At 60.4% G+C, this 16,685-nt stretch carries 15 protein-coding genes; 6 read left to right on the plus strand and 9 right to left on the minus strand.

Annotated elements, in window-relative coordinates:
- Genes FB555_RS11125 through FB555_RS08805 form a run of 3 tightly spaced genes read right to left on the minus strand, consistent with a single transcriptional unit; the run spans nucleotide 1 to nucleotide 4,975 of the window.
- The gene (locus FB555_RS11125; protein ID WP_182485109.1) at nucleotides 1–885 is read right to left on the minus strand and encodes an EamA family transporter; all 885 of its coding nucleotides are present in this window, start codon (nucleotides 883–885) and stop codon (nucleotides 1–3) included.
- Nucleotides 882–1,832: an aldo/keto reductase gene (locus FB555_RS08800; protein ID WP_182485110.1), complete on the minus strand. Its 951-nt coding sequence runs from the start codon at nucleotides 1,830–1,832 to the stop codon at nucleotides 882–884. The genes FB555_RS11125 and FB555_RS08800 overlap by 4 nt, the downstream gene beginning before the upstream one ends.
- An 8-nt stretch (nucleotides 1,833–1,840) precedes the next feature.
- The gene (locus tag FB555_RS08805; RefSeq protein ID WP_182485111.1) at nucleotides 1,841–4,975 is read right to left on the minus strand and encodes an efflux RND transporter permease subunit; all 3,135 of its coding nucleotides are present in this window, start codon (nucleotides 4,973–4,975) and stop codon (nucleotides 1,841–1,843) included.
- Between the two features lie 122 nt (nucleotides 4,976–5,097).
- On the opposite strand from FB555_RS08805, the gene FB555_RS08810 reads away from it, so the two are divergent.
- From FB555_RS08810 to FB555_RS08825, 4 genes are all read left to right on the plus strand, one after another.
- A complete protein-coding gene (locus FB555_RS08810; protein ID WP_182485151.1) occupies nucleotides 5,098–7,155 on the plus strand; it encodes an APC family permease in 2,058 nt (685 codons plus the stop codon).
- Between the two features lie 4 nt (nucleotides 7,156–7,159).
- Nucleotides 7,160–7,660 carry a CrcB family protein gene (locus FB555_RS08815; RefSeq protein WP_182485112.1) on the plus strand — a complete coding sequence of 167 codons (501 nt, stop codon included), beginning with the start codon at nucleotides 7,160–7,162 and terminating at the stop codon, nucleotides 7,658–7,660.
- Nucleotides 7,657–8,076, plus strand: a complete 420-nt coding sequence (locus FB555_RS08820) for a fluoride efflux transporter FluC (RefSeq protein WP_182485113.1) — start codon at nucleotides 7,657–7,659, stop codon at nucleotides 8,074–8,076. The genes FB555_RS08815 and FB555_RS08820 overlap by 4 nt, the downstream gene beginning before the upstream one ends.
- A 134-nt stretch (nucleotides 8,077–8,210) precedes the next feature.
- Nucleotides 8,211–8,453, plus strand: a complete 243-nt coding sequence (locus FB555_RS08825; protein WP_182485114.1) for a DUF3073 domain-containing protein — start codon at nucleotides 8,211–8,213, stop codon at nucleotides 8,451–8,453.
- Between the two features lie 422 nt (nucleotides 8,454–8,875).
- Here FB555_RS08825 and FB555_RS08830 read toward each other — a convergent pair whose 3' ends face one another.
- On the minus strand, nucleotides 8,876–9,673 hold the full coding sequence (locus FB555_RS08830; protein WP_182485115.1) for a hypothetical protein: 798 nt from the start codon (nucleotides 9,671–9,673) through the stop codon (nucleotides 8,876–8,878).
- Nucleotides 9,663–10,769, minus strand: a complete 1,107-nt coding sequence (gene purM, locus FB555_RS08835) for a phosphoribosylformylglycinamidine cyclo-ligase (RefSeq protein ID WP_182485116.1) — start codon at nucleotides 10,767–10,769, stop codon at nucleotides 9,663–9,665. The genes FB555_RS08830 and purM overlap by 11 nt, the downstream gene beginning before the upstream one ends.
- Nucleotides 10,770–10,874: 105 nt before the next feature.
- Between purM and purF the strand changes: the two genes are divergently transcribed.
- Nucleotides 10,875–12,332, plus strand: coding sequence for an amidophosphoribosyltransferase (gene purF / locus FB555_RS08840; protein ID WP_182485117.1), 1,458 nt, complete (start codon nucleotides 10,875–10,877; stop codon nucleotides 12,330–12,332).
- Nucleotides 12,333–12,417: 85 nt separating this feature from the next.
- Here purF and FB555_RS08845 read toward each other — a convergent pair whose 3' ends face one another.
- From FB555_RS08845 to FB555_RS08860, 4 genes are read right to left on the minus strand one after another with little or no spacing between them, the layout of a single operon-like run.
- Nucleotides 12,418–13,866, minus strand: coding sequence for a catalase (locus FB555_RS08845; RefSeq protein WP_182485118.1), 1,449 nt, complete (start codon nucleotides 13,864–13,866; stop codon nucleotides 12,418–12,420).
- Nucleotides 13,867–13,881: 15 nt separating this feature from the next.
- Entirely contained in the window at nucleotides 13,882–14,382 is a 501-nt protein-coding gene (locus FB555_RS08850) for a Fur family transcriptional regulator (RefSeq protein WP_182485119.1), read from the minus strand.
- A gap of 58 nt (nucleotides 14,383–14,440) precedes the next feature.
- A complete protein-coding gene (locus tag FB555_RS08855) occupies nucleotides 14,441–14,794 on the minus strand; it encodes a hypothetical protein (protein ID WP_182485120.1) in 354 nt (117 codons plus the stop codon).
- Nucleotides 14,795–14,842: 48 nt separating this feature from the next.
- Nucleotides 14,843–15,199, minus strand: a complete 357-nt coding sequence (locus tag FB555_RS08860; RefSeq protein WP_425485613.1) for a sterol carrier family protein — start codon at nucleotides 15,197–15,199, stop codon at nucleotides 14,843–14,845.
- 124 nt (nucleotides 15,200–15,323) lie between these two features.
- On the opposite strand from FB555_RS08860, the gene purD reads away from it, so the two are divergent.
- Nucleotides 15,324–16,655: a phosphoribosylamine--glycine ligase gene (gene purD, locus FB555_RS08865; protein WP_182485121.1), complete on the plus strand. Its 1,332-nt coding sequence runs from the start codon at nucleotides 15,324–15,326 to the stop codon at nucleotides 16,653–16,655.
- Nucleotides 16,656–16,685: the final 30 nt, after the last annotated feature.

Here is a 16,685-nt window from a genome sequence, read left to right on the forward strand (position 1 = left end):
TTAGTGCACCAGCGGCTCGATCGGAACGAGCTGGTTTTTGTTGCGGGAAGGCCACTCAACAAGCAGCATGGCGGCGATCATAATAGCGCCGCCGATGATGGTTTTGAGGCTCAATACTTCTTGCCCGACAGCCACCGCGATGACAGCCGTGAAGACGACCTCGAGGGTCAAGATGATCGCGACACGGGAGGGTTCGAGGCGCGCCTGCGCCCAGGTTTGTACGAAGAAACCGATGGCGGTGGCGAAGACCGCCGTGAAGAGAACGGCCATCCAGACATCACCGTTGGGTGGTGGCTGGTAGCCGTCGGGCACCGCCCCTATCCAGCACACCACGGTGACAGCAGCGAGCTGAACGACGGTCAGGGCGTAGGCGTTAAGCCCCGCGCTCCAGCGGCCAAGCCCCACAATGTGGGCAGCGTACAGCACGGCGCAGATGATGCCCCAGGTTTGGCCTGCCTCGATGGAGAAGCCCGTGATGGCGATGAAGCCAAGACCAACCATGGCCATGATGGCAGCGACAGCAACTTTGACTCCGACGCGGCGGCGAAAGATAAGCCAACCTAAGATGGGCGTTATGACAACGTAAAGCCCGGTGAGAAAGCCGGTGATGGCGGCGGTCGTCATCTCGAGCGCAATGGTCTGCGTGACATATGCCAATCCGAGAATAACTCCCAAAATTGATCCGCGAATTACCGTCTTTCGGTCGAAGGCCGTGAGAACTTTCGGGCGAACCAACACCATGATGACGGTGGCGATCGTGAAGCGCGTTGCGAGAAAGTCAAAGAAAGGCTGCTCCGCTATGGCCGGCTTCATGACCACAAAGGCCACACCCCACATTGCCGCAACGGCCGTGAGGGAGACGACCGCGAGACGCCTGTGGTTCACTCTGAGAACGTAGCGGATGCCGCGTCAAGTAGCGCAATCTCGGCAACGGTGAGCTCTAGGGTTGCGCTCGCCAAGAGGGCGGGGAGCTGCTCGATCACGCGAGCACTGGCGATGGGGGCCACTACGCCGGGGCGGGAGCGAAGCCACGCCAGCGCAATAGAAGCGACGGTGACGTTGTGCGTTGCGGCGATTTCGTCGAGAACAGCAATGACTCCGAAGCCCTCGGGGGTGAGGTAGTCGGCAACGCCACCCGAACGAGCAGCGTCCGAAGCGGCATCAGTTACCGAACGGTACTTGCCGGTCAAGAATCCACTGGCGAGCCCATAGTAAGGAACGACTCCGAGGCCAAATTCGAGAACGGTCACCATCAGAGCAGATTCGTACTCGTGACGGAAAACGAGGTTGTAGTGAGGTTGGAGAGCAACCGGACGAGCAACGCCCTGGGCGTCAGCCTCGGCCATCCACTCACGAATGCGCGCGCCGGAATAGTTCGACAGTCCTAGGTGACGCACCTTGCCCGCGACGACAAGATCGTTAAAAGCGGCAACGCTTTCGGCAATGGGTGTTGCCGGGTCATCAGCATGCGCGTAGTACAGGTCAATGTAGTCGGTGCCCAGACGCTTCAAGGACGCCTCGGCGCCCCCAGAAATGGACGCAGCCGACAATCCCGTAAAGGGAGAAAGCTTGCTGACTTTGGTAGCCACCACGACGTCGGCGCGGTTGCCGCGGGTGCGCATCCAGTCCCCCAGAATGCGTTCGGATTCCCCTCCGACATTGCCGGGCTTCCACACCGAGTAAACATCGGCACTGTCCACAAAGTTACCGCCACCGGCGACGAAGGCGTCCAGCACGGCCATCGACTCGGGCGCATCGGAGGTCCAACCGAACGTGTTACCCCCAAGGGAAAGGGGGAAGACGTCGAGGGCTGAGGTTCCTACGTGTGCCATAGTGTCTCCTAAGATGGGTCGATTACCGTGCCCTGAATTTTAGCAAGACGCTTGTCCGCACGCTTGGCGTCGCGCTTAATCGCATTCTTCTCGCGCTTGCCCTCGACCAGGAAGTAGAGCACGGGAAGGACAATCAGGGTGAGCACGGTGGACGAGAGGAGTCCGCCAATAACGACAATGGCCAGCGGCTGGGAGATGAACCCGCCCGAGCCGGTGAGTCCCATGGCCATGGGAACGAGAGCGAAGATGGTCGCTAGCGCCGTCATCAGAATGGGGCGGAGACGACGTTTGGCACCCTCGATGAGGGCCCCCGCAACATCCATTCCCTTGGCACGATACTGATTGACAAGGTCGATCAAGACGATGGCATTTGTCACGACGATACCGATGAGCATGAGCACACCGACGATCGAGGGAACGCCGAGCGGGATACCTGTGGCAACCTGCAGCGCGATGGCGCCGGTAGCCGCGAACGGCACGGACACGAGCAAGAGCAGTGGCTGCAACAAGGATCCGAAGGTCGCCACCATGATGATGTACACGACGAGGATGGCAATCAGCAGCGCAATGCCCAGCTGGCTGAACGCCGCCTGCTGGTCGGAGGTCGCGCCCCCGAGCTTGGCGGTGGCACCGGCAGGCAACGTGATGGCGTCGACCGCTTTTTGAACCTGAGCGCTGGCGGTTCCGAGGTCGGAGGACTTGGGGCTCACCGTCACGGTGGCGCTGCGGGCGCCCTTGATGGTCGTGATCGCCGCAGGGCCGTCAGTGACCGCGACCGTGGCCAGGGTGTCCAACGCGACGAAGCCGGCTGGCGTCGGGATCTGCAACGCAGCGAGCGCGGCCTGAGTGGCCGGCGGGTTCTCCGTTGAGATGTAGATGCGAACCGCGGTACCCGAAATCACCACGGAACCCGAGTCGGTCGGGCGCATAACCTGCGATACGAGACCACCGAGGGCGACCTCGGAGTACCCCGCCTGAGCAGCCTTATCGCGGTTCACAATCACGGAGATGAAGGGGCGCGATGCGGTCAAGTCACTCGTGACTTGGTCTACCGAAGAGAGCCCCTGCATGGAGGTCACGACGGCAGCGGATGCGGTAGCCAGCGACTCCTGGTCGGGTGCTTGAATCTCGATCTTGATGTCACTACCAGCGCCAAACCCGCTCTGGGATCCGATCGTGATCGTCTTAATGTCGGTGACGGATGCCAATCGCGTGCGCACAGCATCCTGAATCTCGGTCTGGTTGGCCTTGTCATCGGTGGTGACCGAATACGTTATGGAACCGTCACCGCCTCCCACAAACGCGTCACGCAGCGCGGAACCTGAGGACCCAATCGACAGCTGAACCGTGGTGACCCCGGGGGTGTCCATGAGTGACTGCTCCACGGTGGTGGCAAAGGTGTCTTGCGCGGCCAGGCTCGTTCCCGAAGCAATGGCCTGGGTCACGGTGAACGTGTTTTGCCCCGAAGAACCCAAGAAGTTGGTCTTCATGAACGGTGTCATGGCGATGGTTCCGGCCAGAACCAGGACGGCCAGCAGAATCGTAACGACGGCGTGCTTGAGCGTCCAGCGGATGATCGGCAGATAGCCGCGCTGCAACCAACCCGCGCTTTCCTCACCGGCGGCCTCGGCAGCCTTGGCCTTTTCGGCCCGACGACCGATCTCGCTCGGCGCGCGCAAGAACCAATAGGCCAGTACGGGAACGATGGTGAGCGACACAAACAGTGAGGCGACGAGCGCGATGGTGACGGTGAGCGCGAACGGGCGGAACAGCTCGCCGGTCACTCCCCCGACAAAGGAGATGGGCAGGAACACGGCAACGGTGGTGGCGGTAGACGCGGTAACAGCCCCGGCTACTTGGCGCACGGCGTCCACGATTGTCGAGGCTCGGTCGACCCCGGGAACCAGGCGACGCTTGATGTTTTCGATGACCACAATGGAGTCATCCACCACACGCCCAATGGCGATGGTGAGCGCGCCGAGCGTCAAAATGTTGAGGGTGTAACCCGAGACCTGCAACCCGATGAAGGTGATGAGCACCGAGGTGGGAATGGAGATCGCGGTCACGAGCGTGGAGCGAACTGACATCAGGAAGAGCAGAATCACAATGACCGCAAACAGGAGACCCAGCAGGCCTTCGGTTGTCAGCGACTCGATGGACTTCTGAATGTAGGGCGCCTGGTCGAAGACGACGGTGAGTTTCGCATTACTGCCCAGTGACTGCTCGATGCCCGGAAGAATGGCGTTGACGGCTTTGGACACGTCCACCGTGTTGGCCGCGGGCAGCTTAGTAATGGCAATCGTTACGGCGGGTTTGCCGTCGACACGCGAGAGACTGCTGGTCGGGTCGTTGCCCAGCTCGACCGTGGCAACATCCGCGATGGTAACAACGACACCGGATGTTCCGCCCACCAGCGGAAGCGCCTTGACGGAATCCAGAGACACCAGACGATCGCCGGCCTGAACCGACAGCGTCTGATCATTTTCGGTGATTGAGCCGGCAGGAATGAGGACACCGTTGGAATCCAGAGCATCTTTGATGCTCTTCGTGCTGAGACCCTGCGCGCGAAGTTCGGCCTGATTGGGCGTAATCGTGACGCGTTGCTTGGGAGCACCGACGAGGGCGGCGTCCCTCACGCCGGCCACATCCTTCAGCTGGCCCAAGGTACTGGCCCGCAAGAGATCGGCCATTTGCAAGGAAGGAAGATCGCTCGTGACGGCAACCTGCAGAACGGGGAAGTCCGCGAAGGAACCCGTGATGACCTGAGGCTCGACTCCGGTGGGGAGCGTGGACTTGATGCGGTTGATGGCCTGGTTGATCTTCTGCTCAGAGAGGATCAGGTCCGTGCCATAGGTGAAGGAGACAGAGATCAGGCTGACGTTGGTGCTGCTGGTCGCCGTCGTACTTTCGATGCCGGGGACACCCTGGATGGCCGTCTCCACGGGCGTGGAGATGTCTTGGTTGACCACCTCGGGCGCGGCTCCCGGGTAGGTCGTAAGCACCGCAAGTTGCGGGAACGTAATAGAAGGAGCGAGTTCCTGCTTCAGGTTGGTCAACGCAAGACCACCAAAAATGGCAGCAACAATGGTGATCAACGCAATAAGGGCGCGGTTTTTCATACTGGCTACGGCGAGAAGATGCACCTCCTGATTATGCCAGCGTTGGTACCACGGCAAAGACTGGTTCAGGACACGATCGCGTCATTCTTTCCACCTATAAGAATATGGGCGCGCGCCTGTGCCCCTTCAATCGTGTTCGCCGTGTAATGTCGTGCAACGTGAGTGAAGAGGACACGGGGTCCATCCCCGAAAGCAAATCGCCCAAGCGGTGGATCATTGGTGATCCGTTGCCCACAGCGATGCTCGAAGGTGAGTTATTGCCCAAGCGCATTGCGCTTCCTATCTTTGCCAGCGACCCGCTCTCCTCCGTAGCCTATGCGCCGCAAGAATTGCTCATGATCCTGCTCATCGGCGGTCTTGCTTTCCTCAGTTTCGCCCCGTGGATCGCGGCCTGCGTGATCCTGCTCATGGTCGTCGTGGTGGCCAGCTACCGCCAACTCGTGAAGGCATACCCCTCGGGTGGTGGCGACTACGAGGTGGCGCACAAGAACCTCGGCGAAAAGGCCGGCGTTGTCGTCGCTTCCGCTCTCCTGGTCGACTACATCATGACCGTGGCCGTTTCGGTGGCATCCGGGGTCGACAACATCATCTCGGCCTTGCCCTGGTTAGCCCCCGAACGGGTGTGGCTAGCAGTGGGCTTCGTCGTTATCTTGGCCGCTATCAACCTGCGCGGTGTGCGCGAATCAGGCAAGGCCTTCGCGATCCCTACCTACTTCTTTGTCGCCAGCGTTTTCGTCATGATTGTCGTGGGCATCTTCCAGACCCTCACCGGTAACGCCCCCATTGCGGAGTCTGCCAACTACGTTGTGCAGGGCGAAAGCGTGGCCCAGGCGGCACTCATTCTGTTGCTGCTCCGTTCCTTTGCTTCCGGATGCGCGGCCTTGACCGGTGTCGAAGCGATCGCCAACGGCGTTCCGGCGTTCAGGGTTCCCAAAATCAAGAATGCCCAAACCACACTGGTTCTCATGGGCGGCATCGCCATCACGCTATTTGCCGGCCTCATCACTATGGCCATCATCTCAGGCGTGCACTATGCCGAATCGGCCTGTCACCTCGTGGGCTACGTCGACTGTGAAACGGTGCCGCAACGCAGCCTGATGGCGCAAATTGCGTCGGCGACGTTTGGCAACAACACGATTCTGTTCTTCGCCATCCAGGCCGGAACCGCCCTGGTCTTGCTGTTGGCCGCCAACACCGCGTTCAACGGATTCCCGCTTCTCGGGTCGGTGCTGGCCAAGGACGGCTACGCTCCCAAGGCACTCGAAACCCGCGGCGACCGCCTCATCTACTCGAACGGCGTTCTCGTTCTGGCACTGATGGCCTGCATCATCCTGATCGTCTACCAGGCAGACCTGACCCAGCTCATCCAGCTGTACATCATCGGGGTTTTCATCTCGTTTACCCTCGGGCAAAGTGGCATGGTCGTTCATTGGATAAAGCTGCTAAAAACTAAGCCCGACAATGCGAAGAGCATCCGGCGGAGCATGTCGATCAACATCACCGGCGCGATATTTACCGGCATCGTCTTAATCGTCGTGACCATCACAAAGTTCACCCACGGAGCGTGGCTTGTCTTCGCGGTTATGCCCATTTTGTACCTCTTGATGCTGGGCGTGAACCGTTACTATCGCGATGTGGCACGTGAAATTGAAGTGGATGACATCACCACTTTTGGCGCTAAGGGTGACCATGCCATCGTGTTAGTCGGCAAGATGCAGAAGCCTATTCTGAAGGCTTTGGATTATGCAATTGCCGCTCGCCACCGCAGCATCGAGGCCGTGCACGTCTCCATCAACGAGGTTTCCACGGCGCAACTCGAGCTCGACTGGATTCACCAAAACATTCACGTTCCACTGCGCATCATCAACTCCCCGTACCGCGATCTAAGCTGGCCTCTCATTCAGCACATTCGCGAGCACCGTGCGCAAAACGGATCCGAGATTGTGACCGTTTACCTGCCGCAATACATCGTGGGCCACTGGTGGGAGCACGCGTTGCACAACCACAAGTCGCGGCGCCTCAAACTGAAACTTATGCTCGAGCATGGTGTAGCAATCTCGCTTGTGCCATGGCTGCTGGACTCTTCAGACCTGCTGTACGGTCGTCGCTCGCGTGCAATGCCCGGTGAGTCCAGGCGCGGCGAACCCAAGCGTCCCGTGCCCCGCAAACCATTGGGGCCCGCCAGCAAAAAGCTCGGCCGCTAACCGCGTGAAACGCCCGCAGCTCCTCGCCGTGATTGCCGTCTTTGTGGGCGGTCTCGTGGGGACAGCTCTGCGGTTGGGGCTCGACGTACTGCTTCCACATGCTTCGGGCGCCGCATCAATTGCGTGGAGCACCGTCCTCGTGAACCTCATCGGTTCACTGGTGCTCGGCTACCTGGTCGCGCGGCTGTGGCGCTTGCCCAACACGCCTGGCTGGCTGAAAATCGGTCTGGGTACCGGGCTCCTCGGATCGTTCACCACGTTTTCGGCCCTCGCCGTCAACGTGGTCGATGCGCTCTCCCTCGGCAACATCGGGGTCGCTTTCGCATCTCTTGGACTCTCGCTGGTGGGCGGCATCCTTGCCGCGTGGGCCGGGCTCGCGCTCGGCGGCTGGCAGGCGGAGTCCGCGAGAATTTCCCGCACGCGAAAACTGCTGGACGCGATCCCCAATGCTCCGCTTGACGCTGCGAAATCGGGTCCGATTCCGGATGCGGGGGTCGACCAATGATGATCGGCTTAGTTGTGGCCATCGCCGCGGGCGGTGCAATGGGAGCGCTCGTACGTTATGGCGCGCAGCTTCTTTGGCCGGCGCGCGGTGCTCGCGTGCCTGTGGCCGTTCTTCTGGTCAACGTCGTGGGTTCGGCCATCGGCGGCGTCTTCCTGGCATTAGCGCAGTGGGATTCCGGCGGGACTTTTGCGGTCTCGTCATCGCTTGCCCTCATCGTGATGACAGGTTTTTGCGGAGGTCTCACGACGTTCAGCACGTTCTCCGTCGAAACTGTGGAGTTGGCTTCGGCCGGTTCCTGGCGCCCCGCGGCGGCTAACGTAGTCCTCAACGTGATACTTGGCCTAGGCGGCGCCGCTCTCGCCTTCACCGTCACCTATGGCGTGATTATCGTGACAACCGGGGCATTTGTCGGGTAATCGACCGGCCGTAAACGGTTTATGTTGCGCCATTTATCGTCTGCGCGTGCGTGATAGACTTACCCTCAGTCTTTTACATCTCTAGTTGGTTAATCCGGTGTGTTTAGCCGGTGATTTTGGTGAGGGGGTCCGACATGGGTCGTGGCCGTCAAAAAGCGAAGCACACCAAGGTGGCTCGCGAGCTAAAGTACTTCAGTCCCGACACTAATTACTCTGCTCTCGAGCGAGAATTAGGGCACGGCGAAGAACCGAGTTATGACGTTCCGGCTTCTGATGAAAATCTCTCGAAGTGGGCAGACTTCGCAAACGACACCTCTGATCATTCAGACGTCGACGGCGACACCTACGAACAAGAAGATGAGGCCGCGCGCGCTTAGGGCCGTTGCCCTCCAGCCTTTCCTGCGGTAAGCGCCACATCGGCGCACCCTCAAGGTTTCGCCGCAAGACCATTACTTTCGCTACGGATCTTTGCGGCCCCGAGGCAGTTTCGCCGCTCTGCGAAGAATGTCCGCCTAGCGGCGGGCCTTATTTATGCCCTTGGCCCTTCGTCCGGCCCCAATTCGTGAGCCGGCCGCATTGAGTCGGCGCAAATGGTCGAGTGAATCGCGCCGCGACGACCACCCGTGACGACTCGCTCACGCATAGCAACGGCAAGACAACCATTTGTGACGGGTGGATGAGGCTGAGCCCCTCCGAGGTCGCCAAACATGACGACTCGATCAGAAGGATGCTCGGAGGCACGCAATCCACGGAAATTGGCCGCGGCACAGGCACCCACCAAGCGCAGCCTCGAGGCGAACTACAGGGTGCGGGAGGGAACGGGCTTCTTGCGCGAAGGCCGTGACCCGCGGGATGCGCGGGAGCCTGCGGGGAGGATCTTGCGGCTACGAACAGTGCCGCCGAGCATCCAGCGCATTCCAAGCCCCGTTATGGTGGCAATGGTGAGCACCATGAGGAACCCGGCCACGGTGTACAGCCCGATGAGGTGAACGAGGTCGGTGCCGTCTTGGACCAACGGTGACGCGAGCAGAAGCCAGCCGATTCCGGCCGTCCACGCGAGAGCGGTCACCGGGATCCAGCGCCACACGCGACCGATTTTGCCCAGCTTCGTACCGCGCAAAACAAACCATTGAGCAACGGGCATAGCAGCCACCGCAACGATGGCAAAGGCCACGAGAACAATGATGCCGGCCGGCGTGGTTGCCTCGAGCTTGAGATACGTGCCGGGAATCATCCCGACGATCCACGCCACGAGTCCGCCCAGGGCCGTGACGCCAATCCACAGGCCGAGCGGCAGTGTCGCCGCCGTCTTGCGCAGAGCGAAGGCTTGAGCGAATCCCAGAATGCCGCCTTGAATCGCCCCACCGATCACGGCGAAGATAAGCTGCCCAGTCCCGTCGCGGCCATCGGCCACAGCCCAGAGCGTCGCCACTGAAGGAAAGATAAACCCGAGGGCCAGTCCGAGCGTGACCCAAATAACCCACCAGAGCAAGCTGAACTTTTGAGGAGCCTTGGCGCGTGCGGCGGTTGTCGCTGCCATCTTTGATTTTTGCGTGGACAGCGTCTTGCGCGCTCGCGCGACCGTATTAGTTGACATAGTTACCTACCAGCCGAACGGCGCCACCATTAACACCCTTGGCACCCTGTTCGAAACCGCTGAGATCGCGCGCGGTGGTCGAGACCATGCCGACGACCCATGACGGAATGCCCAGTTCGGTCAGTCGCAGTGTGATGGCGGATGCCGCCCCAGCGTTCACGACCGCAAACATTCCGACCCCGAGATTCCAGGTGCCCTCGGTGCTTTCGAGCGAGTCGCCCGAGATGCCGGTCAGCACGCGGAATACCTGCTGCGGCGACCAGGTGGAACGGTCAACCTCGACCCAGGAATTCAGCGGAAGTACGCGCGCAAGGTTGGCGGCGATGCCGCCCCCGGTCACGTGACTCAGAGCGTGAACGACCCCGCGCAAGTTTTCATCGGCCAGGACATCGACCAGCGGCCCGGTGTAGAGACGCGTCGGTTCGAGGAGGATCTCGCCGATAACCCCGCCGAAATCAGCCGAGTAGTCGCCGTAGCCCATTTTGTGCTCGGCCAAAATGTGGCGCACGAGCGAATAACCGTTGGAGTGCAAGCCGGAGGATGCCATGGCGATGACAACGTCTCCGTGCACAACTTTCTCGGAACCCAAAGCGTCGGATGCTTCGACAACGCCCACGGCAGCGCCGGCTACGTCATAATCATCCGGACCTAGGAGCCCGGGATGTTCAGCGGTCTCACCACCCACAAGTGCGGTGCCGGTCGCCAAGCACGCGTCAGCGATGCCCTTGACGATGGCCGCAATACGTTCGGGAACAACCTTGCCGCAGGCAATGTAATCCGTCATGAAGAGCGGACGTGCGCCGGTCACAACAATGTCATCGACGACCATGCCCACCAGATCTTGGCCGATGGTGTCGTGCTTGTCGAGCGCCTGAGCGATGGCCACCTTGGTGCCCACGCCATCCGTGCTGGTAGCTAGGAGAGGGCGATCAAAGTTTTTAATGAACGAGACGTCGAACAGCCCAGCGAATCCGCCGACACCGCCAAAAACCTCGGTGCCATGCGTCGCTTTGACGGAGGCCTTCATTAGTTCAACGGCCAAATCGCCGGCCGCGGTGTCTACGCCCGCGCGCGCATAGGAAGAATTGTGGCTCACCCCCTAATTCTAAGGGCCGGTGAAGAAGTGCTCAGATGTGGCAAACTGAGACAGGTCCATTTTGGCCATCTTCTGCACTTCCAATCTCAGGAGCACCCGCGGTTTATGTGTGGCATCGTCGGCATTGTTTCAACAACTCAAGCCAATCAGCAGGTCTATGACGCTCTGCTATTGCTCCAGCATCGCGGCCAGGATTCCACGGGAATCGCTACCGTTGATGGCAGCCACTTTCACATGCACAAGGCAAAAGGCCAGGTCCGAGAAGGTTTTCGCACCCGAGACATGCGCACTCTGCTCGGCACAATGGGTCTCGGCCACGTGCGCTACGCCACCAAGGGGGTCGCCAACAACGAAGAAGAGGCTCAGCCCTTCTACGTGAATGCGCCTTATGGCATCGTGCTCGTGCACAACGGAAACCTGACCAACACCCGCGAATTGGCCGGCGAACTCCTCAACATTGATCGCCGCCACGTGAACACCTCCAGCGACACCGAAATGTTGCTCAACGTCTTGGCCACCGAACTTCAGCATTCCGTCTCGGGCATTGACCTCGGCCCCGACGAGGTTTTTGCCGCCGTGAGCACCCTGCACGAGCGCGTCGAGGGCAGCTACGCCGTCATCGCCCTGATCGCCGGCCACGGCCTATTGGCGTTCCGTGACCCCTTCGGCATTCGCCCCCTTATTTTGGGCTCGCGCGTCATGGATAACGGCCGCACCGACTGGATTGTCGCTAGCGAATCGCTCGTGCTCGAAAGCGGCGGATATACCATTGTGCGCGATGTCGCTCCCGGTGAGGCCATCTTTATTTCAGCGGATGGCGAGATGCACTCCCGCCAGTGCGCCGCGAATCCCCGCCTGGTGCCGTGCTCGTTTGAATACGTTTACCTCGCTCGCCCCGACTCCATCATGAACGGTATCTCGGTCTACGAAGCCCGCCTGCGCCTGGGCGATCGCCTTGCCGACACCATTGCCGCCTACACGCCGATGGGTGACGTGGATGTTGTCATGCCCATCCCCGATTCGTCACGCCCCGCCGCCATGCAGGTGGCCCGCAAGCTTGGCATCGAGTACCGCGAAGGCTTCTACAAGAACCGTTACGTGGGCCGCACGTTCATCATGCCCGGTCAGGCCGAGCGCAAGAAGTCTGTGCGTCAGAAGTTGAACGCAATGTCGTCGGAGTTCAAGGGCAAGAATGTGCTCATCGTGGACGACTCGATTGTGCGGGGCACGACCTCGCTCGAGATCATCGAGATGGCGCGCGCGGCGGGTGCCAACAAGGTGACCTTCACATCGGCCGCGCCTCCCGTTCGCTACCCCCACGTATACGGCATCAACATGCCCTCCCGCCAGGAACTTGTCGCCCACGGCCGCAAGATCCCTGAGATCGGAAACGTTCTGGGCGCGGACTATCTGATTTATCAAGAAGTGGCCGACATGAAGTCCGCCATCCTCGAGGGCTCTAACGTCACCGATCTTGATATGAGCTGCTTCACAGGCGAGTACGTGACCGGCACCGTCACCCCCGAGTACCTCGACTGGGTCGAGAAGACGCAAGGCAGTTAGGCGCAAAGCACTAGGGCGCAAGGCAGCTGAGCGCAAAGGATGCCCGGCTCACCTGAGCCGAGCATCCATTTTGTTATAAGGCTATTTACTTGCCAACGGCCGCACGGAGAGTCGCACCGAGGTCGGTGTCGACACTGCCCCAGTACCAGAAGAAACGTTCGAGCACCTCGGGACGCGTAATGGAGTTTGCCTGACCGGTGAGAGTTTCGACGAAGCGGGCACGGCCCTCATCGGTAAACACCTTGCGGTAGAGGGTTCCGGCCTGACCGAAGTCATCGTCGTCGGAGCGCAACGTGTACGCCACGTGCATAAGTTCGCCATCGGATTCCCAGTGGCCCTCACCCGCAGCGGCGGCATCGGCAACCGGGCCACCAAGCGAGTTGGGGGCGTACACCGGGGCTGACGCGGGCTTGAAGCCGTGGCGACCCGCGCCATCCTGGGTGTAGCTATTGACCGGAGCCGCATGCGGTGCGTTGACGGGAATCTCGGCGTAGTTGGCGCCGACACGGTAACGCTGAGCGTCGGGGTAGGCAAACACGCGCGCCATCAACATCTTGTCGGGGCTGATGCCTGTTCCGGGAACCGTATTCGCAGGTGAGAATGCGGCCTGCTCGATCTGGGCGAAGAAGTTTTCGGGGTTCTTATTCAGCTCGTAAACGCCCAACTTGATGAGTGGGAAGTCGGCATGCGAGAGAATCTTTGTGAGGTCGAACGGGTTAAACCGGTAAGTCTTGGCCTCATCATTGCTCATGATCTGCACGAAGACATCCCACTTGGGGTGATCGCCACGCTCAATCGCTTCGTAGAGGTCGCGACGGTAGTAGTCGGCATCCTGACCAGCAATCATTGCACCCTCAGCACCGGTCATGTTGGCCTCGCCCTGAACCGTGCGAAAGTGGTATTTGACCCACGACGTCTCGCCGGCAGCGTTGATCCACTGGTACGTGTGCGAGCTGAAGCCGTGCATGTGACGCCAGGATGTAGGCAGGCCACGGTCACCCATCAGGTACGTGACCTGGTGAGCGGATTCGGGGGACAGCGTCCAGAAATCCCACTGCATGTCCGCATCACGAAGACCGGATGCGGGCAAACGCTTTTGCGAACGAATAAAGTCGGGGAACTTAATGCCATCTCGAATAAAGAACACCGGGGTGTTGTTTCCGACGATGTCGAGGTTGCCCTCGCTCGTGTAGAACTTCAGCGAGAATCCGCGCACATCGCGCCACGTGTCGGGGCTCCCCTGCTCTCCCGCAACACTGGAGAAACGTGCGAGCATCTCGGTCGTCGTACCCGGCTGGAATACGGCGGCCCGCGTGTACTTCGAGAGGTCTTCGGTGATCGTCAGTGTGCCGAATGCGCCGCCGCCCTTAGCGTGAACGACACGCTCGGGGATGCGCTCACGGTTGAACTGGGCATTCTTTTCAACAAGGTAGCGATCGTGCAAAACAGTGGCGCCATCGGGGCCAACAGTTAGTGATTGGTCATCACTAGCGACAGGATTTCCAAATTGAGATGTGGTGTAGTTGTGGGTCATGGCTCTCTCTCTTTTCTAGGACAACAGTTTGTGTTCGGATGCTGAAAATGCTTGAGAAGCTTCAGTTGCTTGCCTGCTTGTGGCCTCGCATGCTGCACAAAGACCCCAGTAGATGACCTCTGCCCGCGTGATCTGAAAGTCACCGGCATTTTCGGGGATGAGGCAAGGGGCTGCGCCGACAGCGCAGTCGATGTCAAAAATTCTTTCGCACTTTTCGCAGACGGCATGGTGGTGGTTGTCGTTGGTTCGCAGTTCGTATCGTGCCGGTGATCCCGCGGGCTCAAGGCGTTGCACAATTCCGGCGACGACATATGCACCCAAGATGGAATACATGGCTTGCAGGGATGTCGTGGGCTGGGTCTGGCGAACCAGCTCAAACACCTCATCGACGGCAGCATGTGGTTTGGCCGCAAGAGCGGCAATAACAGCCCTCCGCGGGGCGGTCACTTTGAGACCGTGTTCACGAAGGACGGCAACGACATCTACGGTGTCGGGTTGAGCAATCGTGTGAAGCATGAATTTGAGTCTACCCGTGTTTTGAATACTTCAAAACAATTGCCAGCTGAACATCAGGTTAATGGGTATCGGCAGCAGGAGCCTCGACAGCAGGAGCTTCGGCCGCAGGAGCTTCGTTGACGGTTGTGCGCTCGGCAGTGGTGGTGATCACGTGGCGCGAGTAAACGCGGTCCACTACGAGAGCGAAGACGAGCCCCAAGACGCCGCCACCAATGCCCGTGAAGATCACGAGAAATCCGAAGACCTGGGTCTGCGTGAACTGCGGGTCGGCGGGGAACGAGAATGTGAGGATAAGCGCGACAATCACACCGATCGAGATACCAACGAAGAAGAACCGCAGGTACCGCGGCGAGCGCTGCACAGTGACGTTGGCAGTCGTGATGCCGGATTCGGTGGACGATTGATCACTCATGGGTTTATTCTCGCAGGCCACAGCTGAAATGAAACCGCAAACCCCACCCTAGAAGCGGAGCGGCAGCACATGCGAGATGTCGGCCCGCGTGCCGGAGGCATGGATGCGGCCGTCGGCAAGGGCATCCGCCCAACTGAGAGTGCCGGTGGCCAGCGCCACCCAGGTGAGTGAGTCAACCTCGATGACATTCGGCGGGGTTCCGCGCGTATGTTGGGCTCCCTCCATGCACTGCACCGCGCCAAAAGGCGGCACGCGCACCTCCACGGTGTGCCCCGGGATCTTCTCCACGAGGCACTGCAGTAGGTATCGCACAGCGGTGGCGGTGTCGTCCCGGGAGGCATCCGGCAACACGGCAAGGCGCACGGCATCGCGCCCACGGTGCATATCGATTCGAGGTTTAGCCACGGGTCAAGTCTGCCGGAGAATTCTGCCGCAATTGCGTCCCACGATTCTGCCTGTCGGATGCCCCTGAGCTTGCATGCGCCGGTACCCAAAAGCATGCGCCACTTCGGGGCCATAAACTTAAAGAGTGAAAATCCTTGTACTGGGCTCCGGCGCCCGTGAGCACGCCATCATCACCGCACTCCTGGCCGAGCAGGCGGACCACGACATTGTGGTGGCTCCTGGCAACGCCGGCATCGCCCATGACGTGCCTGCGGTCAACATCAACGCCGAAGATCCCGATGCCGTCGTGGCCCTCGCGCTAGGTCTCGAGATGGAGCTCGTCATCATCGGCCCCGAGGCTCCGCTGGTGGCCGGTGTGGCTGACGCGGTGCGGGCGGTGGGCATCCCGGTATTCGGACCCAACCAAGATGCCGCGGCGCTCGAGGGTTCGAAGACATTTGCCAAGCGCATCATGGATGCCGCGGGCGTTCCCACGGGTCGGGCGCTGAAGGTGTCGACGCTGCTGAATGCCGAGACGGCCCTGGATGATTTTGGCGCCCCGTACGTGGTGAAGGCCGATGGTTTGGCTGCCGGCAAAGGCGTTCTCGTCACCCACGATCGCGAAGCCGCGGTGACCCACGCCGCCCACTGGCTTCCGCACGGCGATGTGCTCATCGAAGAGTTTCTCGATGGCCAAGAAGTGTCGCTCTTTCTGTTGGCTGATGGCCACGACGTTCTTCCCCTCTCCCCCGCCCAGGACTTCAAACGTCTAAGCAACAATGACGAGGGGCCCAACACCGGGGGAATGGGCGCCTACTCGCCGCTTCCGTGGCTGGATGCGGAGTTTGGCAGCGAGCATGCCTTCGTCACCGAGTGCATCGAGAACGTGGCGCTGCCCACCGTGCGTCAGCTCGAGCGCGAGGGCACCCCGTTTGTGGGCTTGCTCTACTGCGGTCTGATTCTCACGAAGGCTGGGATTCGCGTTATCGAGTTCAACGCTCGTTTTGGTGACCCCGAAACGCAGGTCGTTCTTCCCCGCCTCAAGACTCCTCTGTCGAGGCTGCTGCTCGCCACCGCCAACGGTCAACTTGGTGGCATGGATCGACCGAAGTTCAGCGATGACGTTGCCGTAACGGTCGTGTTGGCTAGCGAGAATTATCCTGGGAGCCCTCTTACGGGACGTGAAATTACGGGGCTGGATGCTGCTTCCGCCGTCGAAGGCGTCCACATTGCCCATGCGGCGACCGCCGTGCGTTTTAACAGCACCGGTGCACTGGAAAGTGGTTCTGAAACGGACAACGAATTCGGCGTTGAAACCCTGATTGCCACCGGGGGTCGCGTCCTCAGCGTGGTCGCTCTCGGGCAAGACTTCGCGCAGGCTAGAGCTCGCGCGTATGAGGCGCTCGGGCACATTCATCTCGAGGGTGGCCAGTACCGCACCGACATCGCGGCCAAAGTTGCGGACATCACCCGGTGAGCGACAACGACGTGAGCGGTACCGGCTCAG

This window comes from Alpinimonas psychrophila, assembly GCF_014137865.1.
Taxonomy (GTDB): domain Bacteria; phylum Actinomycetota; class Actinomycetes; order Actinomycetales; family Microbacteriaceae; genus Alpinimonas; species Alpinimonas psychrophila.

Coding starts and splice junctions, on each gene's coding strand:
- FB555_RS08850 (WP_182485119.1), bottom strand. CDS start 14,382: ATGCTTCACACGATTGCTCAACCCGACACCGTAGATGTCGTTGCCGTC.
- FB555_RS08820 (WP_182485113.1), top strand. CDS start 7,657: ATGATGATCGGCTTAGTTGTGGCCATCGCCGCGGGCGGTGCAATGGGA.
- FB555_RS08855 (WP_182485120.1), bottom strand. CDS start 14,794: ATGAGTGATCAATCGTCCACCGAATCCGGCATCACGACTGCCAACGTC.
- FB555_RS08825 (WP_182485114.1), top strand. CDS start 8,211: ATGGGTCGTGGCCGTCAAAAAGCGAAGCACACCAAGGTGGCTCGCGAG.
- FB555_RS08845 (WP_182485118.1), bottom strand. CDS start 13,866: ATGACCCACAACTACACCACATCTCAATTTGGAAATCCTGTCGCTAGT.
- FB555_RS08810 (WP_182485151.1), top strand. CDS start 5,098: ATGTCGTGCAACGTGAGTGAAGAGGACACGGGGTCCATCCCCGAAAGC.
- FB555_RS08800 (WP_182485110.1), bottom strand. CDS start 1,832: ATGGCACACGTAGGAACCTCAGCCCTCGACGTCTTCCCCCTTTCCCTT.
- purF (WP_182485117.1), top strand. CDS start 10,875: ATGTGTGGCATCGTCGGCATTGTTTCAACAACTCAAGCCAATCAGCAG.
- FB555_RS08830 (WP_182485115.1), bottom strand. CDS start 9,673: ATGTCAACTAATACGGTCGCGCGAGCGCGCAAGACGCTGTCCACGCAA.